This is a genomic window from Streptomyces sp. NPDC058964 (genome assembly GCF_042741275.1).
In the GTDB taxonomy this organism is placed as follows: domain Bacteria; phylum Actinomycetota; class Actinomycetes; order Streptomycetales; family Streptomycetaceae; genus Streptomyces.
This window is the reverse complement of record NZ_JBHYKH010000006.1, coordinates 4,642-27,232: the sequence shown is the minus strand read 5'-3', so window position 1 is coordinate 27,232 and position 22,591 is coordinate 4,642. Positions and strand designations below refer to the sequence as shown.

General features: G+C 71.4%; 21 protein-coding genes and 3 pseudogenes (1 of these 24 cut by a window edge). 14 read left to right on the top strand and 10 right to left on the bottom strand.

Features of this window, described 5'->3' with window-relative positions:
* The first annotated feature begins 53 nt into the window (after window positions 1-53).
* The 7 genes and pseudogenes from ACFW2E_RS01465 (at window position 54) to ACFW2E_RS01435 (ending at window position 7,220) form a co-directional block, all read left to right on the top strand.
* Complete coding sequence (locus ACFW2E_RS01465; RefSeq protein ID WP_384459582.1) at window positions 54-275, top strand: hypothetical protein; 222 nt, start codon at window positions 54-56, stop codon at window positions 273-275.
* A gap of 151 nt (window positions 276-426) precedes the next feature.
* Window positions 427-1,095, top strand: a complete 669-nt coding sequence (locus tag ACFW2E_RS01460) for a GntR family transcriptional regulator (RefSeq protein WP_384459579.1) — start codon at window positions 427-429, stop codon at window positions 1,093-1,095.
* Window positions 1,092-2,003 (top strand): dihydrodipicolinate synthase family protein, encoded by a 912-nt coding sequence (locus ACFW2E_RS01455; RefSeq protein WP_384459576.1) that lies wholly within the window; start codon window positions 1,092-1,094, stop codon window positions 2,001-2,003. The genes ACFW2E_RS01460 and ACFW2E_RS01455 overlap by 4 nt, the downstream gene beginning before the upstream one ends.
* Entirely contained in the window at window positions 1,991-3,745 is a 1,755-nt protein-coding gene (gene araD / locus ACFW2E_RS01450) for an L-arabinonate dehydratase (RefSeq protein WP_384459573.1), read from the top strand. The genes ACFW2E_RS01455 and araD overlap by 13 nt, the downstream gene beginning before the upstream one ends.
* 187 nt (window positions 3,746-3,932) lie before the next feature.
* Window positions 3,933-4,462, top strand: a pseudogene (locus ACFW2E_RS01445) (carbohydrate ABC transporter permease); the annotation flags it as partial.
* Window positions 4,463-4,567: 105 nt separating this feature from the next.
* On the top strand, window positions 4,568-5,365 hold the full coding sequence (locus ACFW2E_RS01440) for an HAD family acid phosphatase (protein ID WP_384459570.1): 798 nt from the start codon (window positions 4,568-4,570) through the stop codon (window positions 5,363-5,365).
* A gap of 403 nt (window positions 5,366-5,768) precedes the next feature.
* Window positions 5,769-7,220: an NCS2 family permease gene (locus ACFW2E_RS01435; RefSeq protein WP_384459567.1), complete on the top strand. Its 1,452-nt coding sequence runs from the start codon at window positions 5,769-5,771 to the stop codon at window positions 7,218-7,220.
* 42 nt (window positions 7,221-7,262) lie between these two features.
* Here ACFW2E_RS01435 and ACFW2E_RS01430 read toward each other — a convergent pair whose 3' ends face one another.
* The 5 genes from ACFW2E_RS01430 to ACFW2E_RS01410 form a co-directional block, all read right to left on the bottom strand.
* Window positions 7,263-8,717, bottom strand: coding sequence for a peptidoglycan D,D-transpeptidase FtsI family protein (locus ACFW2E_RS01430; protein WP_384459566.1), 1,455 nt, complete (start codon window positions 8,715-8,717; stop codon window positions 7,263-7,265).
* 54 nt (window positions 8,718-8,771) lie between these two features.
* Complete coding sequence (locus tag ACFW2E_RS01425; RefSeq protein WP_384459666.1) at window positions 8,772-9,431, bottom strand: response regulator; 660 nt, start codon at window positions 9,429-9,431, stop codon at window positions 8,772-8,774.
* Between the two features lie 17 nt (window positions 9,432-9,448).
* The gene (locus ACFW2E_RS01420) at window positions 9,449-10,693 is read right to left on the bottom strand and encodes a sensor histidine kinase (protein WP_384459563.1); all 1,245 of its coding nucleotides are present in this window, start codon (window positions 10,691-10,693) and stop codon (window positions 9,449-9,451) included.
* Window positions 10,690-11,649, bottom strand: a complete 960-nt coding sequence (locus ACFW2E_RS01415) for a hypothetical protein (RefSeq protein ID WP_384459560.1) — start codon at window positions 11,647-11,649, stop codon at window positions 10,690-10,692. Before ACFW2E_RS01415 ends, ACFW2E_RS01420 begins: the two co-directional genes overlap by 4 nt.
* A gap of 87 nt (window positions 11,650-11,736) precedes the next feature.
* Entirely contained in the window at window positions 11,737-12,510 is a 774-nt protein-coding gene (locus ACFW2E_RS01410) for an IclR family transcriptional regulator (protein ID WP_384459557.1), read from the bottom strand.
* Window positions 12,511-12,649: 139 nt separating this feature from the next.
* Here ACFW2E_RS01410 and ACFW2E_RS01405 point away from each other — a divergent pair, with 139 nt between their 5' ends.
* Both ACFW2E_RS01405 and ACFW2E_RS01400 read left to right on the top strand, forming a co-directional pair.
* Window positions 12,650-14,179, top strand: coding sequence for an aldehyde dehydrogenase (NADP(+)) (locus ACFW2E_RS01405; protein ID WP_384459554.1), 1,530 nt, complete (start codon window positions 12,650-12,652; stop codon window positions 14,177-14,179).
* A gap of 47 nt (window positions 14,180-14,226) precedes the next feature.
* On the top strand, window positions 14,227-14,835 hold the full coding sequence (locus tag ACFW2E_RS01400; RefSeq protein ID WP_384459552.1) for a DUF1349 domain-containing protein: 609 nt from the start codon (window positions 14,227-14,229) through the stop codon (window positions 14,833-14,835).
* Here the strand turns inward: ACFW2E_RS01400 and ACFW2E_RS01395 are convergent.
* A pseudogene (locus ACFW2E_RS01395) lies at window positions 14,795-15,040 on the bottom strand (MFS transporter); the annotation flags it as partial. The gene ACFW2E_RS01400 and the pseudogene ACFW2E_RS01395 sit on opposite strands and share 41 nt — an antisense overlap.
* 415 nt (window positions 15,041-15,455) lie before the next feature.
* Between ACFW2E_RS01395 and ACFW2E_RS01390 the strand changes: the two are divergent.
* From ACFW2E_RS01390 to ACFW2E_RS01370, 5 genes are all read left to right on the top strand, one after another.
* Window positions 15,456-15,959 (top strand): GNAT family N-acetyltransferase, encoded by a 504-nt coding sequence (locus ACFW2E_RS01390; protein ID WP_384459549.1) that lies wholly within the window; start codon window positions 15,456-15,458, stop codon window positions 15,957-15,959.
* Window positions 15,960-16,032: 73 nt separating this feature from the next.
* Window positions 16,033-16,758 (top strand): DsbA family oxidoreductase, encoded by a 726-nt coding sequence (locus tag ACFW2E_RS01385; protein WP_384459663.1) that lies wholly within the window; start codon window positions 16,033-16,035, stop codon window positions 16,756-16,758.
* Between the two features lie 96 nt (window positions 16,759-16,854).
* Window positions 16,855-17,916, top strand: coding sequence for an aminotransferase class V-fold PLP-dependent enzyme (locus tag ACFW2E_RS01380; protein WP_384459545.1), 1,062 nt, complete (start codon window positions 16,855-16,857; stop codon window positions 17,914-17,916).
* A 58-nt stretch (window positions 17,917-17,974) separates the two neighbouring features.
* Window positions 17,975-18,595, top strand: coding sequence for an RNA polymerase sigma factor (locus ACFW2E_RS01375; RefSeq protein ID WP_384459542.1), 621 nt, complete (start codon window positions 17,975-17,977; stop codon window positions 18,593-18,595).
* A 25-nt stretch (window positions 18,596-18,620) separates the two neighbouring features.
* Window positions 18,621-19,631 (top strand): maleylpyruvate isomerase family mycothiol-dependent enzyme, encoded by a 1,011-nt coding sequence (locus tag ACFW2E_RS01370; protein ID WP_384459539.1) that lies wholly within the window; start codon window positions 18,621-18,623, stop codon window positions 19,629-19,631.
* 15 nt (window positions 19,632-19,646) lie between these two features.
* Here the strand turns inward: ACFW2E_RS01370 and thpD are convergent, their stop codons facing one another.
* The 4 genes and pseudogenes from thpD to ACFW2E_RS01350 form a co-directional block, all read right to left on the bottom strand.
* Entirely contained in the window at window positions 19,647-20,531 is an 885-nt protein-coding gene (gene thpD, locus ACFW2E_RS01365; protein ID WP_384459536.1) for an ectoine hydroxylase, read from the bottom strand.
* A 5-nt stretch (window positions 20,532-20,536) separates the two neighbouring features.
* Window positions 20,537-20,971 (bottom strand): ectoine synthase, encoded by a 435-nt coding sequence (locus tag ACFW2E_RS01360; RefSeq protein ID WP_384459533.1) that lies wholly within the window; start codon window positions 20,969-20,971, stop codon window positions 20,537-20,539.
* A gap of 20 nt (window positions 20,972-20,991) precedes the next feature.
* Window positions 20,992-22,263: a diaminobutyrate--2-oxoglutarate transaminase gene (gene ectB, locus ACFW2E_RS01355; protein WP_384459530.1), complete on the bottom strand. Its 1,272-nt coding sequence runs from the start codon at window positions 22,261-22,263 to the stop codon at window positions 20,992-20,994.
* Window positions 22,264-22,276: 13 nt separating this feature from the next.
* Window positions 22,277-22,591 (bottom strand): annotated as a pseudogene (locus tag ACFW2E_RS01350) (GNAT family N-acetyltransferase); it runs 380 nt beyond the window's last position.

Below are 22,591 nucleotides of genomic sequence, written 5' to 3'. Positions count from 1 at the left end.
CATGCGCGGGGACATCGGGCAGATGCCTTGGGAAAGCGGGGTGCCTGATCGATGTGTTCCTGCGCGAGGCGGACCTCGACGTCCATCGCGAAGGCGAACGGGTCCATCTCACCCCGGAGGATGCCGGCGGGATCGCCCGCGAGGCACGGGTGCGCGAACTGCTCGTCACCCGCGTCGGGTCCACGCTCTCCCGCGAGTCGGCGACCGTGCGCGCCGCGGCGGCCTTCGGCCGGTCCACCGACACCGCCCGTGAGGGCGACACCAGGATCATCTGATCCCGCCCCGCCCGCCCGGGCGACCTCGACTTCCTTGGTCGGAAGCATTGACGAAACACAGGGTCGCTCCTACCTTCAACGCGTCGTACTTCATACGTCATATATGAGATGCGATAGGTGAGTTCACCTACGCGAGATCCGAGAGGCGCGCATGACCGCTGTGCCCACGCCGATCCCGTCCCGTACGCAGTTCGTGCTGGACGCGATCAAACACCGCATCCTCACCGGGCAGCTGACACCCGGTCAGGCCCTGGTCGAGACCGAACTCGCCGCACAGTTCGGGGTGTCCAAGACCCCGGTGCGCGAGGCGCTCAAGACCCTGGCCGGAACCGGACTGGTGGTGATGAGCCAGTACAAGGGCGTCACGGTGCGCATGGTGGACGCGGACATGGCGCGCGAGGTCTACGACGTGCGGCTGCTCCTCGAACCGGAGGCGCTGAGGCGCGCGGTGCTGCGCCGATCCTCGCTCGACGACGCCCGGGACGCCCTGACCCGCGCCGACGCGGCCACCGGCACGGCCGAACGCTCCCTGGCCAACCGGGAGTTCCATCGCGCCCTCTATCTGCCGTGCGGCAACCCGCTGCTCGGCCGGATGCTCGACGAGGTCCGGGACCAGGCCGCCCTGGTCTCCGCCGTCGCCTGGGCCGCCGACCCCTCCTGGGAACGGGAGGCCGCCGAACACCGCGAGATCCTCCGGCTCGCCCGGGCGGGCGACGCGGACGGCGCGGCGAGCGCCCTGCAAGCCCACATCGCGTCGTTCGTGCGGCGGGCGTTCCCGCAGGCCGCCGACGAGTCCCGAGCGGAGGACGGCCAGGAATGAGCGGCGCGACGTTCGAGACCCAGCGGGCCGCCCTGGCCGACGTGGTGGCGATCCCGGTGACCCCCTTCGCCGAGGACGGCACCGTCGACCAGGACGCCCACCGGTCCCTGCTGCGCCGGCTGCTGGACGGCGGTGTCACCACTCTCACCCCGAACGGCAACACCGGCGAGTTCTACGCCCTCACGCCCGAAGAGCGCCGCCTCGTCACGGAGTTGACTCTCGACGAGGCCGGCGACCGGGGCGCGGTCCTCGTCGGAGTCGGCCACGACGTGCCCACCGCCGTCGCGTCCGCCCGCCATGCCCGCGAGCTGGGCGCCCGGATGGTGATGGTCCACCAGCCCGTCCACCCCTACGTCTCGCAGCGGGGCTGGGTCGACTACCACCGCGCGATCGCCGAGGCCGTCCCCGGACTGGGCGTCGTCCCCTACATCCGCAACGCCGAGCTCCCCGGCGCCCGCGTCGCCGAACTGGGCGACTCCTGCCCGAACGTGATCGGCGTCAAGTACGCCGTCCCCGACGCCTCCCGCTTCGCGGCCTTCGCCCGGGACGCGGGTCTCGACCGGTTCGTGTGGGTGGCCGGCCTCGCCGAGCCGTACGCGCCCTCCTACTTCTCCGCGGGCGCCACCGGCTTCACCTCGGGGCTCGTGAACGTCGCCCCCGCCGTTTCGCTGAACATGATCGAGGCGCTGCGTTCCGGCGACTACCCGGCCGCCATGAAGGTCTGGGAGCAGATCCGCCGCTTCGAGGAACTGCGCGCCGCGAACGGCTCCGCCGACAACGTCACCGTCGTCAAGGAGGCCCTCGCCTCCCTGGGACTGTGCCGCCGCGACGTCCGCCCGCCCAGCAGGCAGCTGCCCGAGGGCGAGCGCGCCGAGGTCGCGGCCATCGCCGCCGGATGGTCCGTATGAAGAACGCCGAGCAGAACACCATGAAGACGGGGGCCGAGCTCAGAAGCCACCAGTGGTACGGCACCGACGGGCTGCGCTCCTTCAGCCACCGGGCCCGCACCCGCCAGCTCGGTTATCTGCCCGAGGAGCACATGGGCAAGCCGGTCATCGCGATCCTCAACACCTGGTCCGACATCAACCCCTGCCATGCGCACCTGCGTGACCGGGCCCAGGCCGTGAAACGGGGCGTGTGGCAGGCGGGCGGGTTCCCGCTGGAGTTCCCGGTCTCCACCCTCAGCGAGACCTTCCAGAAGCCGACCCCCATGCTCTACCGCAACCTGCTCTCCATGGAGACCGAGGAGCTGCTGCGGTCCTACCCGGTCGACGGGGCGGTCCTGATGGGCGGCTGCGACAAGTCCACGCCCGCCCTGCTCATGGGGGCCGCCAGTGTCGGCCTGCCCACGGTCTTCGTGCCCGCCGGACCGATGCTGCCGGGGCACTGGCGGGGCGAGGTCCTCGGCTCCGGCACCGACATGTGGAAGTACTGGGACGACAAGCGCGCCGGCCTCGTCGGCGACTGCGAGATGGCCGAGCTGGAGAGCGGTCTGGCCCGCTCGCCGGGCCACTGCATGACCATGGGCACGGCCTCCACGCTCACCGCCGCCGCGGAGGCGCTCGGCGTGACCGTCCCGGGCGCGTCCAGCATCCCGGCCGTGGACTCCGGGCACGACCGGATGGCCGCCGCGTCCGGTCTGCGCATCGTCGAACTGGTCCACCGGGACCGGAGGCTGTCCCACATCCTCACCCGCGAGGCCTTCGAGGACGCGGTCACCACGGTCCTCGGCCTCGGCGGCTCGACCAACGCCGTGATCCATCTGATCGCCATGGCGGGCCGGGCCGGGGTGGAGCTCACCCTCGACGACTTCGACCGCATCGCCCGCACGGTTCCCGTCCTCGCCAACGTCCGCCCCGGCGGACAGCGCCACCTCATGGAGGACTTCCACTTCGCGGGCGGCCTGCCCGGCTTCCTGTCCCGCATCCCGGACCTGCTCCACCTCGACCGGCCGACGGTCTCCCACGACACCCTGCGCGAGCAGCTGGCCGGCGCCCGGGTGCACGACGACGACGTCATCCGGCCCCGCGACAACCCCCTCGCGCACGAGGGCGGGGTCGCCGTGCTGCGTGGCAACCTCTGCCCGGACGGCGCGGTCATCAAGCACATCGCCGCCGAGCCGCACCTGCTCAAGCACACCGGTCCCGCGGTCGTCTTCGACGACTACCGGACGATGCAGCGCACCATCGACGACCCGCAGCTCGGCATCACCGCCGACAGCGTCCTCGTGCTGCGCAACGCCGGGCCCAGGGGCGGGCCGGGCATGCCCGAGTACGGCATGCTGCCCCTTCCCGGCCACCTGCTCAAACGTGGAGTCCGGGACATGGTGCGGATCTCCGACGCCCGGATGAGCGGTACGAGCTACGGCGCGTGCGTGCTGCACGTGGCGCCCGAGTCGTACGTCGGCGGTCCGCTCGCGCTGGTGCGCACCGGCGACCTCATCACGCTGGACGTCGACGCCCGCAGTCTCCATCTCCACGTGGACGACGAGGAGCTGGAGAGCCGGCGGGCCAGGTGGACCCCGCCGCCCGACCGGTACGAGCGCGGTTACGGCGCCCTCTACAACGACCAGATCACCCAGGCCGACACCGGCTGCGACTTCGAGTTCCTGGCCCGGCCGGGCCAGGTGCCCGACCCGTACGCCGGCTGAGGACCCCCGCAACCGCTCGTGGGAGTGCCTCACCCATGTGCGTGCAGCAAGCGCCTCCTGCACCCGCTGTACCTGCCCCACTGCGAACGGAGAACAGTCATGGCCCAGCCGCAGCCGTGGCGAAACCGCCCGCGCCACCCCGGCGGCACCGTGCCTCCGCGACGCCGCGCGGGCTGCCGTACCTGCCGTGCCCGTTCCCGCGGCACCCGCGCCCGGGACCCCGCGCCCGCGCGGGAGGTCACGCGCCTGGGACGAGGTCCCGCGCCGGCATGTCTACCTCCCCTGTCGATCTACCTCCTCTTCACCCTGATCCCCTTCTACTGGATCCTGCTCTTCGCCCTGCGCCCGGCCGGCTCCACCTCGCTGGTGCCCTGGCCGGTCACCCTGGACCACTTCCGGAAGGTGTGGACCGGGCGGAGCTTCGGCACCTACTTCGCCAACAGCGTGTACGTCGGCCTCGCGACCCTGCTCCTGACCACTGTCGTCGCCCTGGCCGGCGGCTACGCCCTCACGCGTTTCGACTTCAGGGTCAAGCGGTCCTTCATGCCGGCCCTGCTCTGCTCCCAGTTCGTGCCGGGCGCGCTCCTGCTGGTCCCGCTGTTCCAGATCTTCGCCGAGCTCCAGATGATCAACTCGCTGGGCAGCGTCATCGTCGCCGAGACCGTGTTCCAGCTGCCGCTGTCGATGATCCTGATCAGCGGCTTCATCAGGAACGTCCAGGCCGCCGTGTCGGTGGGGGTGAGGCCCGTGTCACCCGTGGGATAGATATCGATCAGGCAACGGACCTCGCGCTCACCCGGGTGACGCGCGTAGAACCTTGTCATGCATAAATCACTGCGTCTCGCGGCCGTTGTCGCCGCCTGCGCCGTCGCCGGCGGCGCCCTCTACGGGGCCGGCGCGGCCACCGCACACCAGTCGACGGCCAACTCCACGCACGAGCCGTACAACATCGGGCTCCTGGTGAAGGACATCGACACGTACTACGGCACCACCGCCGACAGCAACGGCGTGTACCAGGCGTCCCCGGACAGCCCCTACGCCGAGGACCTGGCGCGCATGGACGCCGCCGCCAAGCGCTACATCGACCGCGCCGCGCACAAGTCGCACCACCGGGGCGAGAAGCCCGCGGTCGTCTTCGACATCGACGACACGCTGCTGCTCAGCCTCGACTACGAGAAGCGCTACAACTACACCTACAACGGGACCACCTGGGCCGACTACGTCAACAAGGCGGACCGCCCGGCGGTCTTCGGCAGCCCCCAGCTGGTCCAGTACGCCGAGTCCAAGGGCGTCGAGGTCTTCTACAACTCGGGCCTGTCCGAGGCGCAGCGCTCCGCCGCCGTGGAGAACCTGAAGAAGATCGGCGCCGATGTGAACCTCGACGCCGGCCACATGTTCCTCAAGGACAAGGCCAACCCGCCGGCCTACCTGAGCGACTGTGCCACCCCGGGCACCTGGAACTGCACGACCGTGCAGTACAAGGCGGGCACCCGCGAGCACATCGAGCACGACCTCGGGTACGACATCATCGCCAACTTCGGCGACCAGTACTCGGACCTCGACGGCGGCTACGCCGACCGGACGTACAAGCTCCCGAACCCGACGTACTTCGTCAGCTGAGCGACCGGCACCGGCGGCGCGACGATGAACCGGTCGCGCGCACCTGTACGAACGCCCCCGCGGGCCGTCACCCGCGGGGGCGTTCGGTTGCCGGCCGAGGGGGGCTCTGGCCGGCGGCGCCGGCCGAGGGGGGCTCAGGCCAGCCGATCACCGCAGTCGAACGACTGCACTAGGAAAGACGCCGAAAGCGGAGGTGTGGTTGTGTCCCCGGCAGGAATCCGTGGCGAGTGATGGACCGGGTAGCGCGGCAGTGATCTTTTCGTGTGCTCGTGCGGAGCGTCGGACGCGGCATGGCGGGCCGAACCGGATTCCGTAACACGGGGAAAACCTGAAACGGATGCAACGGGGGAACAATCCAGCCAGCATCCGCACACCGAACGCTCACGCGATGAGGAGTACACACATGTCCGAGACGCAGACGGCGGCCGATCGGCCAAGTGCCGCGCCACCAGCGGTGAACGGCGTCGACCGGTACTTCAGGATCTCCGAACGGGGGTCCAGCTTCGGCCGGGAGATACGCGGCGGCTTCGCCACGTTCTTCACCATGGCGTACATCCTTGTCCTGAATCCAATCATCCTGGGCAGCGCCAAGGACAAGTTCGGCCACACGCTCGACACCGGGCAACTGGTCACCGCCACCGCGCTGGTGGCCTGCGTGATGACGATCACCATGGGTGTCGGCGGCAATCTCCCGCTGGCCATCGCCGCGGGCCTCGGCCTCAACGCCGTCGTCGCCTTCCAGTTGGCGCCCCTGATGAGCTGGGACGACGCGATGGGCCTGGTCGTCCTCGAAGGCGTCCTGATCTGCGTCCTGGTGCTCACCGGGCTCCGGAAAGCGATCATGAACGCGATCCCGCAGCAGCTGAAGCAGGCCATCGGTGTCGGCATCGGCCTGTTCATCGCGTTCATCGGATTCGTGGACGCCGGTTTCGTCAGCCGTATCCCGGACGCGGCGAACACCACCGTGCCGGTGCAGCTGGGCGCCGTCGGCCGCCTCACCGGCTGGCCCGTCCTGGTCTTCTGTCTCGGCGTGCTGCTCACCATCGCGCTGGTCGCGCGCAAGGTGAAGGGCGCCATCCTCATCAGCATCGTGACCATGACCGTCGTCGCGATCGTCATCGACGCCGTCGCCGACATCAAGAGCTGGGGGCTCACCACCCCGAAGGTGCCGGACAAGATCGTCGCCAGCCCGGACTTCGGACTAGTCGGTCACTTCAGCCTGTTCGGCGGGTTCGCCGAGGCCGGGGTGCTCACCGCGGTCCTGCTGGTCTTCACCCTGATCCTGTCGGACTTCTTCGACGCCATGGGCACCATCGTCGGCATCAGCGCCGAGGCCGGGCTGCTCGACGAGAAGGGGCAGGTGCCGGGCATCGGCCGGGTCCTGTTCATCGACGGCGCCGCGGCGGTCGTCGGCGGTGTGGGCTCCGCCTCCTCCAACACCGCCTACATCGAGTCCGCGGCGGGCGTCGGCGAGGGCGCCCGCACCGGCTTCGCCAACCTGGTCACCGGCGGTCTCTTCGGGCTCGCGCTCTTCCTCACCCCGCTGCTGACCATCGTCCCGCTCCAGGCCGCGGCGCCCGCTCTGATCGCGGTCGGCTTCCTGATGATGACCCACGTCAAGCACATCGACTGGGACAGATACGAGATCGCCATCCCGGCGTTCCTGACCATCGCCGCGATGCCGTTCACGTACTCCATCACCGACGGCATCGGCGCCGGCTTCCTGGCCTACGTCGTCATCAAGACGGTGCTCGGCAAGGCCAAGGAGGTCAACTGGCTGCTGTGGAGTGTCTCGGCGCTGTTCCTGGTGTACTTCGCGATCGATCCCGTGGAACAGATCCTCGGAGTCAAGTGAGGCCGAGGGGGCGGTTCCGCCGAACCACCCCCTCCGCGAAGGCTAGTTGAGCGCCGCCCGCATCATGGCCCTGGCCACCGGTGCGGCCAGTCCGTTGCCGCTGACCTCCGACCGCGCCGCGTCCGACTGCTCCACCATCACCGCCACGGCGACCTCCTTGCCGCTGCTGTCGGACTTGCCGTACGAGGTGAACCAGGCGTACGGCGTCTTGCTGTTGTTCTCGCCGTGCTGAGCCGTGCCCGTCTTGCCGCCCACGGTCGCACCGTCGATCAGCGCGTTCGTACCGGTGCCGTCCTTCACCACCGTCTCCATCGCCGACCGCAACTGCTCGGCGGTGGAGGAGCTGACGATCTCCTCGCTGTCCGTGTCGTCGTCGTAGTTCTTCAGCACGTCGCCACCGCTGTCGGTGATCTGCGAGACCATGTGCGGCGAGACCAGCTTGCCGTCGTTGGCCATGACCGCCGACACCATCGCCATCTGCAGCGGGGTGGCCGTGACGTCGAACTGACCGATGCCCGACAGGGCCGTCTGCGCCTTGTCCATGTCCGAGGGGTACACGCTCGCGTAGGCGCGCACCGGCACGTCCTGCTTGTCGTCGTTGAAGCCGAACTTCTCGGCCATCGCCCTCACCTTGTCCTGGCCGAGGTCGACGGCCATCTTGCCGAAGACGTTGTTGCAGGAGTAGCGCAGGGCGACGCGGATCGAGGCGTTCTCGCAGGGCGCCGACTTGTTCTCGTTGGCGAGGACCCTGGTGGTGCCGGGCAGCGTGTACGGGTCGGGGCTGTGGGTGTGTTCGTCCACGTTCTTGTACAGCCCGTCCTCCAGCGCGGCCGCCGCGACGACCAGCTTGAACGTCGAGCCCGGCGGCAGCGGCTGGCGCAGCGCGCGGTTCGTCAGCGGCTTGTCCGAGTCGGCGTTGAGCCGCTTCCAGGCGGCCCCCGCGGTGTTGGCGTCGGTGAGCGTCGTGGGGTCGTACGACGGGGTCGACACCACCGCGAGGATCTTCCCGCTCTTCGGGTCGATGGCGACGGCCGCTCCCTTGTTGCGGCCCAGCGCCCGGTAGGCAGCCCTCTGCACGTCGGGGTCGATGGTCGTCACCACGTTGCCCGGGTCGGCGCGTTTGCCGGTGACCGTGTCCATGACGGTCTTCAGCCGGTTGTCCGTGCCGTTCAGCAGGTCCTGGTAGATGCCCTCCAGCTGGGTCGGCGCATAGGCCTGGGAGGCGTAGCCCGTGACCGCCGCGTACAGCCTGCCGTCCTTGTACGTCCGCTTGTACGCGAGGTCGCCCCCCTTCGTCCGCGCCGAGCCCGTGACGGAGTCACCGGCCACGATGATGTTCCCGAGCGGCTCCGCGTACGTCTCGATCGCGTTGCGCCGGTTGTTCTTGTCGTCCGCGAGGGCCTGGCCGTCGTAGTACTGCACCCAGGTCGCCCTGCCGAGCAGGGCGAGCACGAGCAGCAGCACGAAGACGGACGCCCGCCTGATCGTCTTGTTCATCCCGGACAGAAGACGATCGGAACGGCGGTAATCGTTCCCGTACGCCCCGTTTTCTCATCGCGCCTTCAGAAAGCCGGCCTCGTACGCGACGATCACCGCCTGTGTCCGGTCCCGGGTGCCGGTCTTGGCCAGTACCGCCGCGACGTGCGACTTCACGGTGGCGGGGCCGACGTCCATGCGCCGGGCGATCTCGGCGTTGGTCAGCCCGGCGGCCATGTGCCGCAGCACCTCGCTCTCCCGTCCCGTGAGCCGGCTCACCCACGCCGGGGGCGCGGGCGCCCGACGGGCGTGCTCCGCCACGAGGTCCCGTACGGCCGACGGGAACAGCAGGCTGTCGGTGTGCGCGACCAGCCGTACCGCCTGGACGAGAGCGTCGGCCTCCGCCCGTTTCAGCAGGAATCCGGCGGCTCCGGCGCGCAGCGCGTCGTACACGTAGGAGTCGTTCTCGAAGGTGGTCACGACCACGACCCGGGGCGGTTCGTCGAGGGTGGCGAGGATCTGCTCGGTGGCCCGGATGCCGTCGACCCCGGGCATGCGGACGTCCATGAGGACGACATCGGGGCGGAGCTCCCGGACGACCGAGACCGCCTCGGCGCCGGTCGCCGCCTCGCCGACCACCTCCAGGCCGGGTTCGGCGGAGAGGATGGCCCGCAGGGCGGTGCGGACCATGCGCTCGTCGTCGGCGAGGACGACCCGGATCGCGGGCTGGCGCATGCCGGTCCTTTCGTCGGTCACACGGATTCCTTCAGTGGCAGCCGGACGTGCAGGCGCCAGGTGTCGCCGGACGCGCCCGCGTGCGAGGTCCCGCCCAGCAGCCGTACCCGGTCGGCGATCCCGCGCAGACCGTGGCCGCCGCCGGGACGGGAAGTGGCCGAGGAGCCGAGGGGGTTCTCGACGGTGATCTCCAGCCGGCCGGCGGCGGTGGCGATACGGAGGCCGACCGGTTCGTCCGAGTGCTTGAGTGCGTTGTTCAGGCCCTCCTGCACGATCCGGTACGCCTCCCGGGAGACCAGCGGCGGCAGGTCGGTGGCGCCGGTGCCGACGGCGGCCGTCACCTGCCGTCCGCCGGCCCGGGTCCGGCGCAGCAGTCCCTCCAGGTCGGCCGCGAGGGTGGGCGCGGGGGCGGTGCCGGGGGTGTCGCCGTCCCGCAGCACACCCAGGACGGCGTCCAGTTCGCCGACCGTGCGGCGGGTGGTGTCCTCGATGGCGGCCAGCGCCTCACGGGCGAACTCCGGGTCGGTGTCCAGGACACGGCGGGCGGCGCTCGCCTGGAGCATGACGGCGCTCAGCGCGTGTCCGACGGAGTCGTGCAGCTCGCGGGCGAGCCGGTTGCGTACGGCGAGGTCGGCGGCACGGGCCTCGGCCGCGGCGAGCCGGTCGGCGGAGGTGGGCCCGAGCAGGGCGGGCGCCCAGTGGGCGAGCAGGGCCCCGCAGCCGGCGGCGCAGGAGGCCAGTGCGGTCAGTACGGCCAGTCCCGCGACCGGGCAGAGCGCCAGCGCCCAGGTGCGGTCGAGGAGTCCGGGCAGTGCGAGCGGGGTGTCGCGCAGGCGGGTGAACAGGGGGAGCACGATCAGCACGACCGCGAACGGCGGTACGGCCAGCGACATTCCGGAGATGATCCCGCCGAGCCCCAGATGCAGCGTGAACCAGGCGGCCGTGCGCCCCCGTTCGGCCCGCGTCCGGGCCGGGCCGTGCGAGAGGGCGTCCGCGTCGAGGCCGCACAGCGCCCGGGCGGCGCCCGACTCCAGGGGGCGGGTCAGCGGGAAGAGCGAGGTGGCGGCGGCGATCGGCAACCCGACCGCGAACGAGCCGAGTTGCAGCGGCAGGGACCCGAACACGTCGTCCACCCCGGTGAGCAGCCCCACGGCCACCGAGCCGACGAGGACGTACGGCATGGCGAGCGCGCCGCCCAGGACCAGATGGATCCAGCGCCGGCGTGCCCGCCCGCCGAACAGCAGTCCCCACGCCTTCGTCACCGCGGGGTCCTGGCGGAACGGTCCGCGAAGTGGTGGGCGGTGACGGTCGCCACGAGCAGGCCGACGATCATCTGTACAGCGTAGGTGAGGCTCATCGCCGGTGTCGGGCGGTCCGCGAGGTCGTGGGAGGTCACCAGGGCGGCGAGCGCCATCCAGGCGCCCCAGCAGGCAGCGGCTCCGGAGCCGACCCAGGCCAGGGCGAGGGGCACGGTGACCGGCAGCGGGCGGCCGCGGCGGAAGGCGAGCTGCCAGGCGCCGGTGACGGCGGCGGCCAGGAAACCGGCGAAGACCGCCTCCGTCAGCCGGCCGCCGCTCGTGTTCCGCCCGGCCGTGAACCCGCAGGCCCACATCAGCCGGAGCGCGGCCGGCAGCAGCGCGAGCACGCCGGCCGACACCGCGGTCAGCCGCTGGGCGGCGGCTGTGGTCTGCGCGGGCAGCTCCCACATCCGCCCCCGCCACAGGTGCCCCCACCGTCCGCGGGCGTACCCGGCGAACAGCGCGCCCAGCGCGAGCCCCTGCACGATGAACCCCCCGTACACGACGCCGAACACCCACCCGGCGAGGAACGGCCGGTCGTGACCACCCTGGTCACCCCCGTGGAAGGCCAGCTGAAGCGGAAACCCCACCATGATCGGCGCGAGCAGCCCGGTGGCGATCCACATGGGCACCGCGAGGAGCCAGGCGGGCACCCGCAGCCCCCAGGGGCGGGTCAGCAGCAGCGCCAGCACGATGACGGCCGCGTCCATCACCACGGTCAGTCCGTTGGCGAGGGCCATGGTCACCCGGTGCTCCAGCAGCGGACTCCCGTCCGGGACACCGACACGACTCCCGCCGATCCAGGCGAGTTTGAGGCCTAGGTACGGCACACAGGCGGCGATGGCCACGAGCCGCAGCAGCGGGCGGAGCCGTGAGCGGGTGACGGTGGTGGCCGCGGTGGTGGCGTTCGAGGAGGTCATGCGCCCACGCTCCCGCGCCCACGGGACCCCGCACTTCCTTCGTGGCGATGATCCGTCTCCGCCGGACGGGGGAGACCGGCATCGTCCTCACAGCCTCCGTGTCGCCAGCGTCAGCCGGTCTCTCGCGTCGAACAGGGCGTCCTTGATCATCTGCTCGTGGGCAGGGGTCAGCCGGGCCACCGGAACCGAGCAGCTGATGGCGTCGCGCGCGGGGGTGCGGTACGGGATCGCCATGCCGAAGCAGCGCAGGCCCAGCGTGTTCTCCTCGCGGTCGACGGCGAAGCCCTGCTCGCGGACCTGGCGCAGTTCGGCGATCAGCTTCTCGCGGTCGGTGATGGTGTTCTCGGTGAGCGCGGGCAGCGTCTCGGGCAGCAGCTTGCGGACCTGCTCGTCGGTGTGGGTGGCGAGCAGCGCCTTGCCCAGGGACGTGGAATGGGCGGGCAGGCGCCGGCCGACGCGGGTGAAGGGGCGGAGGTAGTGCTGCGACTGCCGGGTGGCCAGGTAGACGACGTTGGTGCCGTCGAGACGGGCCAGATGGATGGTCTCCGTGGTGTCGTCGGAGAGGCGGTCCAGGGTGGGCCGGGCCGCCGCGACCACCTCGTCGCCGTCGATGTAGGAGGTGCCGACCAGCAGGGCCCGCACCCCGATGCCGTAGCGGGTGCCGGTCGCGTCCGTCTCCACCCAGCCCAGCTCCACCAGCGTGCGCAGCAGCATGTACAGGCTGGACTTGGGATAGCCCACGGCCTCCTGGACGGCCGCCAGGGAGTGCATACCGGGCCGGCCGGCGAAGTACTCGAGCAATTCCACGGTCCGCACCGCGGACTTGACCTGCGCTCCGCCGCCCATCTCGCCTGCCGACATCGCCCTTGACCCCTTCGTTCGACGAGAACCTCGATATATAGTCTCCGAGCAGCGTATTCATCATCAGAGACAGTGTTCAGTATATCGAACGCGGCTGATGTTGACCCAGGAAATGCGGCCTTACTTGGAGGGATCCGCGGTGGCAGCAGCACCAGTCTGGAGTGTCGACCCGCGCACCGGGAAGCAGCGTGAACAGGTTGCGGTGGAGGCCACAGCCCAGGAGGTGGACGCCGCCGTCCGGGCCGCGCACGCAGCGCGCGGCTCCCTGGCCGACCGCGCCGTGCGCTCGGCCTTCCTGCGCTCCGCCGCCGCGGGCCTCGACGCCGCCAGGGACCATCTGGTCGAGGCCGCCGACGCCGAGACGGCCCTGGGCCCGGTCCGGCTCACCGGCGAACTCGCCCGCACCACCTACCAGTTGCGTGCCTTCGCGGACATCGTCGACGAGGGCGCCTTCCTCGACGTCATCGTCGACCACCCCGACGACACCGCGACCCCGCCGGTCCCGGACCTGCGCCGCTACAAGGTGCCGCTGGGCGTCGTCGCCGTCTACTCCGCCTCCAACTTCCCCTTCGCCTTCTCGGTCGCCGGCGGCGACACCGCGAGCGCGCTGGCCGCGGGCTGCCCGGTGGTCGTCAAGGCCCACCCCGACCACCCGGCCCTGTCCGAGCTGGTCGCCAGGGTGCTGCGCCGGGCCGCCGCGCGGCATGACATTCCCGAGGGCGTCATCGGCCTGGTGCACGGCTTCGAGGCGGGCATCGAGCTGATCAAGCACCCGCTGGTCGCGGCGGCCGGGTTCACCGGTTCCGTACGGGGCGGTCGTGCCCTCTTCGACGCGGCCGCCGCCCGTCCGGTCCCGATCCCCTTCCACGGCGAGCTGGGCTCGCTGAACCCGGTCGTCGTCACCGAGGCCGCGGCCGCCGAGCGCGCCGAGGCCATCGGCGCCGGTCTCGCCGGGTCGATGACCCTGGGAGTGGGCCAGTTCTGCGTGAAGCCGGGCCTGGTGTTCGCCCCGGCCGGCGCCGCGGGGGACCAGCTCGTGAAGTCCCTGACCGACGCCGTCAGCAACACCGAGGCCGGGGTGCTCCTCGACCACCGCATGCGGGACAACTTCGTCGCCGGAGTCGCCGAACGCGCCGCACTGGACGGCGTCGACACCCCGGTGACGCCCGGCGCGGGCGGCGAGCACACGGTGAGCGCGGGCTTCCTGACGGTTCCGGCGAGCAGGCTGGCCGCCGAGGGGGCGTACGACCTGCTGCTGGAGGAGTGCTTCGGCCCGGTCACGGTCGTCGCCCGCTACGAGGACGAGAGCGAGGCGAGTGCCGTCCTGTCCCGGCTCCCCGGCAACCTCACCGCCACCGTGCACCTCTCGGCGGAGGAGTCGGCGGGCGAGGGACGCGGCGCGGAGATCCTGGCGGAGCTGACCCCGCTGGCGGGCCGGGTGCTGGTGAACGGCTGGCCGACGGGTGTGGCGGTCGCACCGGCCCAGCACCACGGCGGTCCCTACCCGGCGACGACCTCCACCTCGACCTCCGTCGGCGGTACGGCCATCGAGCGCTGGCTGCGGCCGGTGGTCTACCAGAACGCCCCCGAGGCACTGCTGCCCGCGGAGCTGAGGGACGGCAACCCGCTGGGCCTGCCCCGCCGCTTCAACGGCCGTCTGGAACGGTGACCACCCTCCGGCCCGTAGCGGAGACCGGAAGCTGAGACACTCTGGCCATGGACGTGGAACTTCCCGAACTGCCCTTCCCCCTCCGCACATACGGGCCCGACGGCAACTGGTCCTACGAGGGAGGCGTCCTCACCGGCTGGGCCGGCCCCCGGCAGGACCGGTTCGTGCCGCCCACCGACGAGGCGCTGGACCCGGCCTCCGACGCGCCCCGGCTGCTCGGCGCGCCGGAGGGCGACTTCCAGCTGATCGCCCGGGTCACCGTCGGGTTCGCCGCCGCCTTCGACGCGGGCGCGCTCTACGTCCACGTGGGCGACCGGGCCTGGGCCAAGCTCTGCCTGGAGTACTCCCCGGACGTGCCCACCGTCTGCACGGTGGTCACCCGGGGACAGTCCGACGACGCCAACTCCTGGACCGTGCGGGGAAGTTCGGTCTGGCTGCGGATCAGCCGCACCGGCCGCGCCCTCGCCTTCCACGCCTCCCGCGACGGCATACGCTGGACCTTCGTCCGGCTCTTCACGCTCGGCGGGGAGAAGGAGACGGGCGCGGCGCTGGTCGGCTTCATGACCCAGTCCCCAATGGGGGAGGGGTGTGTGGTGACGTACGACCACATCGAGTTCAGGCCCGCCTGGCCGAGCGACCTGCGAGACGGAAGCTGAGGGCGAAGGTCACTGTGAGCAGGGCCGCGCTGACGGCCGGGCTCAACCGCACACCGGCCTCGAAACCATCGGCGACCAGCGCGCCGAACACCGCGATCACCAGGCCGCCGGACACCTGCCGGGCCGCGTCGGGCACCCCCGCCGCCGGTCCCGCCCGCTCGGCGGGTACGGCGTCCATCATCGGGGCGGTGAGCGGCGGCACGGTCCGGCGGGGCCGGACGGGGCCGCGAGCGCGGTGCCCGGACGAGCAGCACCAGGATCCCCACGCCCACCGGCAGATCGACGAAGACGATGCCGCGGCGGTGCCGGCCGCCCATTCTCACCGCCCCGGCCCGGTACGCGGGCGTCAGCGTCCGCACCCTCACCCGCCGGTTCCACGCCGAGAGCGGGGGCAGCCCCCCTGCAGAGGCTCCTGCGCTGCATCGGTGCGTCGAGCGGGCCGAGGAACTCCTGGAACCACGACCCTGCCGATGGACCGGGTGGCCGCGGCCTGCGGCCTCGGTACCGCCGACTCGCTCCGCGCCCGCCTGGGTCCGCCGGACCGGTCTCACCCCGAGCGCCTGCCGCACCCGGTTCAGCCGCCTGGGAACCGCACAGACCCCGGCCACGTCCTCCGTTGCATGATCAGTGACCGAGTGAACGGCGGCCGGGTGATCCGTACCGTGCTGCCCGCCGAGGCGGAAGCCATTGCCGCGCTGCACCGGCGGGCCAGGTCGACGTACTACCCGGACGGTCTCCCCGACGACGGCATCGACTGGTCCGCCACCTGGCGCACCGCCATCGAGCGGCCGGACGGGCACGTGCTGTGCGTGGTCGAGCGGGGCCGGATCGTCGGGCTCGCCTCCTTCCGCACCCCCGAGGGCGCCCCCGCGGAGACGGTCAAGCTGTTCCAGTTCCACGTGGAGCCGGACCAGTGGCGCTCCGGTATCGGCACCGCCCTGCACTCGGCCTGTGTGGAGGAGTGGCAGGCCGACGGCAAGCGGGCGGCCGTGCTCGACGTGCACACGGACAACGTCCGCGCCCAGGCCTTCTACGCCCGCCAGGGCTGGGTCCCGGACCCGGAGAACCCGCCCGCCGAGGGCGACCACCACCTGTTCCTCCGCTTCTCGGTGCCCGGGGAATGAACCGGGCTGCTTGAACGTTCATGCACTCGGCGGAGACGGTCTCCGTGCCCGTACGACCTGGAGAGCCGAGAACATGCGCGTCGAGATCTGGAGCGACATCGCCTGCCCGTGGTGCTACGTGGGCAAGGCCCGCTTCGAGAAGGCGCTGGCGGCCTTCCCGCACCGTGACGAGGTCGAGGTGGTGCACCGGTCCTTCGAACTGGACCCGGGCCGCGCCAAGGGCGACGTCCAGCCGGTGCTGGCGATGCTCGCCAAGAAGTACGGCATGAGCGAGGCCCAGGCGCAGGCCGGCGAGGACAACCTGGGCGCGCAGGCCGCCGCCGAGGGCCTGGACTACCGCACCCGGGACCGCGACCACGGCAACACCTTCGACATGCACCGCCTGCTGCACCTCGCCAAGGAGCACGGCAGGCAGGACGAGCTGATCCAGATCCTGTACCGGGCCAACTTCGCCGAGGAGCGCTCCGTCTTCGGCGAGGACGACGAGCGGTTGGTGGAACTCGCCGTCGAGGCGGGCCTGGACGCCGACGCCGCCCGCAAGGTGCTCGCCGACCCCGCCGCCTACGCCGACGAGGTCCGCGCGGACGAGCGCGAGGCCGCCGAGCTCGGCGCGAACGGCGTGCCCTTCTTCGTCCTCGACCGCAAGTACGGCGTCTCCGGCGCGCAGCCCGCCGATGTCTTCACCCAGGCGCTGAGCCGGGCGTGGGGCGAGCGTTCCCCGCTGAAGCCGGTCGGACAGGGCGGCCAAGGGGATGGGGCGGCGTGCGGCCCGGACGGGTGTGCGGTGCCGCAGCACTGAAAAGCGCAGGTCGGCGCGGACGTATAAGCGTTCCTAAGCGGATCCACGTAAGAATCCGCAATGGACTACGACTTCATCGGGCCGCAGAGTGGACCCATGGACACCACGGAGACGTTCGAGAGCCTCGTCCGCGCCGAGTTCGCCCCGAAGAGCACCTATCTCAACACCGCGAGCAACAGCCTGCTCCCGGCCCGTACCGTCGCAGCCCTGCACGAGGCGGCGCTGCTGCGGGCCGAAGGCCGTCCGCCGACCCCCCTGTACGAGGACGTGGAGGCCTGCCGGGCCGCCTACGCCCGGCTCGCCGGAGTCCCGGCGTCGCGGGTCGCGGCGGGCGCCTCGGTCGCCGCGCACACCGGGGTGATCGCCGCCTCGCTGCCCGCCGGCGCCGAAGTCCTCACCGCGGAGGACGACTTCACCTCCGTAATGAACCCGTTCCACGTCCGCGGCGACCTCAAGGTCCGCTCGGTGCCGCTGGAGCGCATCGCCGAGTCCGTCCGCCCGGGCACCGCGCTGGTCGCGGTCAGCGCCGCCCAGTCGGCCGACGGGCGCGTCGCCGACCTGCCCGCCCTGCGGGAGGCCGCCCGCGAGCACGGGGCACGCACCTACGTCGACTTCTCCCAGGCCGCCGGCTGGCTGCCGATGGACGCGGACGCCTACGACTTCACCGCCGCCGTCTCCTTCAAGTGGCTGCTCGGCCCGCACGGCGCCGCCTTCCTCGTGGTCCCCGAGGACTTCGGCGGGCTGACCCCGGTGCTCGCGGGCTGGGTCGCGGGCGAGGAGCCGTGGAACAGCTGTTACGGCCCGGTCGCGGAACTCGCCCGCTCCGCCCGGCGCTTCGATCTCACCCATGCCCTGTTCACCTTCGCGGGACTGCGCCGCTCGCTCGACCTGATCGAGGAACTCGGCGTGCCCGCGATCCACGCCCACGACGTCGCCCTCGCCGACCGGTTCCGGGCCGGACTCGCGACCCTGGGCCACGCGCCCGTGCCCGCCCCCGGCTCGGCGATCGTCTCCGTCCCCGGGCTCGGTGACCGGCAGCCCGGGCTGAGCCGCGCCGGCATCGAACTCTCCGACCGCGCGGGCAACCTGCGCGCCTCCTTCCACCTGTACAACACGTCCGCCGACGTCGACCGTCTGCTGGACGCCCTGTCGGGCTGACCCTCTGGCGCGGGCCGCCCCGGGCCGCTAGGAAGGGCACCGGGGGGTGGTGGTGCCGGTGACCGACTCCGCAGACAACACGGACAAAGCGCCTGCCGATGCCGATGCCGACCTGCACCGGCGGCTGGTGTACGGCGACGAGTCCGCGCTTGCCGAGGCGTACACGACGTACGGCGGGCTGGTACGGCGGGTCGCCGTACGGGTCACCCGCAGCCCGGCCGCCGCCGACGAGGTGGCCCAGGAGGTCTTCGCCCGGCTGTGGAGCAGACCGTACGCCTTCGACGCACGCCGTGGCTCGCTGCGCGCCTGGCTGTCCGTGCTGGCCCACCGGCGGGCCGTGGACTGGGTGCGCGGCGAGGCCCGGCACCGCAAGGACGTCCGCGCCGACGACAGCGAACTGCACGCCATCCCGGAGCCCGGCCCCGGCCCCGCCGAGACCGTCGTGGACCGCGAGCGCACCCTGCGCCTGCACTCCGCGCTCGCCGAACTCCCGCAACCCCAGCGGGAGGTGGTCCACCTCGCCTACTTCGCGGGCCGCTCCTACCGGCAGGCCGCCGTGGAACTGGGCATCCCCGAGGGCACCGCCAAGACCCGGCTGCGCACCGCGCTGCGCACCCTGGCCGCTTCCCTGGCCGATTCGGCCGACCCGCAGGATCCCGCACTGGAAAGGGGCGCATGATGACCGGGAGAGGAGGCGTGCGGCGATGACCGAACACGACGGCGTACGTGACCTGCTGGCCGCCTGGGCCGTCGGAGCCCTGTCCCCGGCGGAGGAACGAACGGTTCTCCCGCACCTGGCCGAGTGCGAGCCCTGTGCGGTGGAGGCGGAACGGCTGCGGGAGACGGTACGGCTGCTGGACGGCCCGCCCCCGCCCGGCGGCGACGGCACGCCCGGCGGCACGGAATCCTCCGTCCTCTCCACCGCCCTCACCCGGCGGCGCCCCGCCACGCACGCAGTGGCCGGCCATGCCGCCCCCTACGCCGCCACCGTCTCCGGACTGACCGCGCTCCTGCCCGAGGCCGACGGGCGGTGGGACACACCCGTGGTCCACGGCTGGGACGTGCACGCGACTGTCGCCCATCTCCTCGCCGCCGACGAGCATCTGGCCCTGCCGCTCGGCCTCGACGCGTCGGTGCCGCCCTCCCCGGTGGCGGGCATGGACTGGGAGGACGCCTGGCACCGGCGGACCGCCGACGTGATCGCGCACGAGCGCGGCCGCACCCCGCGGGAGACCGTCGGGGCCTGGTCCGCGCAGGCGCAGGCGCTACTGGGCGCACCGGAGGCCCGCGATCCGGGACGTGCCGCGCGGGCCATGACGCTGATGGGCGTACGGCTGCCGGTCGCCGACCACTTCCTGGTGCGCGCCTTCGAGACCTGGATCCACACCAAGGACATCGGCACCGCCCTGGGGCTCGCCGTCCCGCCGCCGCCCGAGGAGCATCTGAGCCGGCTGGTCCGCCTGGCCGTCCGTGTCCTCGGCCCGGCCCTCGGCCCCACGGCCCCGCCGGTGCTCTTCTCGGTCACCGGCGGGCAGGAGTGGGTCCTGGGCCCGCAGGGCGAGCCGGTACGCGCCGAACTCGCCCTGGACCCGGTCGACTTCTGCCTGCTCGTCGGCGGCCGGTACGCCCCCGGCGCCGTCCCGCGGCGCACCACGGGCGACGAGGGGGCCGTACGGCACGTCCTGGAGCGGGCGGCGTCGCTGGCCTGGCTGTAGTCCGGCGCCGTGCACTCAGCGCACGGGAGTGAAGTCCCGCGCCCCGATGAACTCCGGCCGCCGTACCGGAGCCGCGAAGGGCTCGACCGCGGCGTTCTCCACGCTGTTGAACACGATGAAGACGTTGCTGCGCGGGAACGGCGTGATGTTGTCACCGGATCCGTGCATGCAGTTGCAGTCGAACCAGGTCGCCGAGCCGGCCCTGCCGGTGAAGAGCCGGATGCCGTAGTCGCTCGCCATGGAGGTCAGTGCCTCGTCCGACGGCGTGCCGGCGTCCTGCATCTGCAGCGACTTCTTGTAGTTGTCCTCGGGCGTGGCTCCCGCACACCCGAGGAACGTGCGGTGCGAGCCCGGCATGATCATGAGCCCGCCGTTGGTGTCGAGGTTCTCGGTCAGCGCGATCGAGACCGACACCGTCCGCATGTGCGGCAGACCGTCCTCGGCGTGCCAGGTCTCGAAGTCCGAGTGCCAGTAGAACCCGCTGGCCCCGAAACCCGGCTTGACGTTGATCCGGGACTGGTGGACGTACACGTCCGAGCCGAGGATCTGCCGGGCCCGGCCGACGACCCGCTCGTCCCGGACGAGGGAGGCGAACACCTCGCTGATCCGGTGCACTTCGAAGACGGAGCGGATCTCCTTGGACTTCGGCTCGACGATCGAGCGCTCGTCGGCACGGATCTCCGGGTCGTCGACGAGCCGCTCCAGCTCCCGCCGGTAGAGGGCGACCTCGTCGTCGGTGATCAGCTGGTCGTTCACGAGGAAGCCGTCGCGCTCGTACGCCTGCAGATCGGCGGTCGTGATCGGGCCGGGAGCGTCCGGGGCGCCCCAGACGACGGGGTCCTGACGGGGGACGGACACCTCGGCGGCGCCGCGGCTGGGGTAGAGATCGGTGGGGGTCACGGTGCTTACACCTCCTCGGGTTCGGTGAGCTGGGGGTCCCCCCAGTCGTCCGGATCCGGGGGAGGGTAGACGCCGTTCTCGTCGTGGTCCTCCCGTCCGGTCACGGGCGGGTTGAACACGCATATGCAGCGGAAGTCCTCCTTGACACGGAGCGTGTGCCGCTCGTGCCCGTCGAGGAGGTACATGGTCCCGGGAGTGAGGGAGTACGTCGTCCCGGTCTCGTGGTCGGTGAGCTCGGCGGCGCCCTCGACGCACACGACGGCCTCGATGTGGTTCGCGTACCACATCGACGTCTCCGTCCCCGCGTACAGGACGGTCTCGTGGAGCGAGAAGCCGACCCGCTCCCGGGCGAGGACGATGCGCTTGCTCTCCCAGGTGCCGGACGCCGACTTCACATGACGGTCGGTGCCTTCGATGTCCTTGAACGAACGGACGATCACGGTGGTGCACAGCCTCCCTGCTAGTTGGTTTCCCGGACGGCGCGGGCGAGGATGCTCAGCCCCTCGTCCAGCTCGTCGGGGGTGATGGTGAGGGCGGGCAGCAGTTTGACCACCTCACCCTCCGGGCCCGAGGTCTCGACGAGCAGTCCGAGTTCGAAGGCCCGCCGCGTCACCCGCCCGGCGCGCGCCTTGTCCCGGAATTCCAGGCCCCACACGAGCCCCCGCCCCCGGTACTCCTTGACGTCGTTGCGGTTCTCCCCGGTGATGGCGACGAGCGCCCGCTCGATCTGCTCGCCGCGGGCCCGGGTCTGCTTCTCCATGGCGGACCCGTCGGTCCAGTACGTCTCCAGGGCCGCGGTGGCGGTGACGAACGCGGGGTTGTTGCCGCGGAAGGTGCCGTTGTGCTCGCCCGGCTCCCAGATGTCCAGTTCGGGCTTGAACAGGCACAGCGACATGGGCAGTCCGTAGCCGCTGATCGACTTCGACACGGTGACGATGTCGGGCACGATCCCGGCCTCCTCGAAGGAGAAGAAGGCCCCGGTCCGCCCGCATCCCATCTGGATGTCGTCGACGATCAGCAGCATGTCCTGGCGCTCGCACAGCTCGGCCAGGGCCCGCAGCCACTCCGGACGCGCGGCGTTGATGCCACCCTCGCCCTGCACGGTCTCCACGATCACGGCGGCCGGCTTGTTGAGGCCGGACCCCTGGTCCTCCAGGAGCCGCTCGAACCACAGGAAGTCGGGGACCTTGCCGTCGAAGTAGTTGTCGAACGGCATGGGTGTCCCGTGTACGAGCGGTATTCCGGCGCCGGCCCGCTTGAACGCGTTGCCGGTCACGGCCAGCGAGCCGAGGGACATCCCGTGGAAGGCGTTGGTGAACGACACGATCGCCTCGCGCCCCTTCACCTTCCGGGCCAGCTTCAGCGCGGACTCGACTGCGTTGGTGCCGGTCGGCCCCGGGAACATGACCTTGTACGGCAGATCGCGCGGCCGCAGCACCAGGTCCTGGAAGGTCTGCAGGAACGACCGTTTGGCCGTGGTCGACATGTCGAGCCCGTGGGTGACCCCGTCGCGCATCAGGTAGTCGATCAACGCCCGTTTGAGGACGGGGTTGTTGTGCCCGTAGTTGAGCGAGCCCGCTCCGGCGAAGAAGTCGAGGTACCGGTGTCCGTCCTCGTCGTACATCAGGCTGCCCTGAGCGCGGTCGAAGACGGTGGGCCAGCCGCGGCAGTAGCTGCGCACCTCGGACTCCAAGGTCTCGAAGACGCTGAGGTCGGGCTGGGTGATGGTCACGGTGAATCGCTCCTCAGTGCGACGGGTGGGGGGTCAACGGCCCGATGCGGTACAGGACTTCGGGCGCGTGCGGGCCGTCGGGGAACAGGCCCTCGTCGAACAGCACCTCGCGGGTGACGCAGGCGCCGTGCCGGGCGGCGTACGAGGTGAAAAGACGGTCGGAGGCGGTGTTGTCCGGGGTGATGGTCGTCTCGACGGAGGTGATCCCGCGCTCGGCGCCGAGCCGCGCGGTCAGGCCGTCGAGAAGCGCCGCGGCGATCCCGCGGCCCCGGTACGCCGCGGCTGTCTCTTATAAACAAAACCGAGCCCACCAGACAATGAACAAACT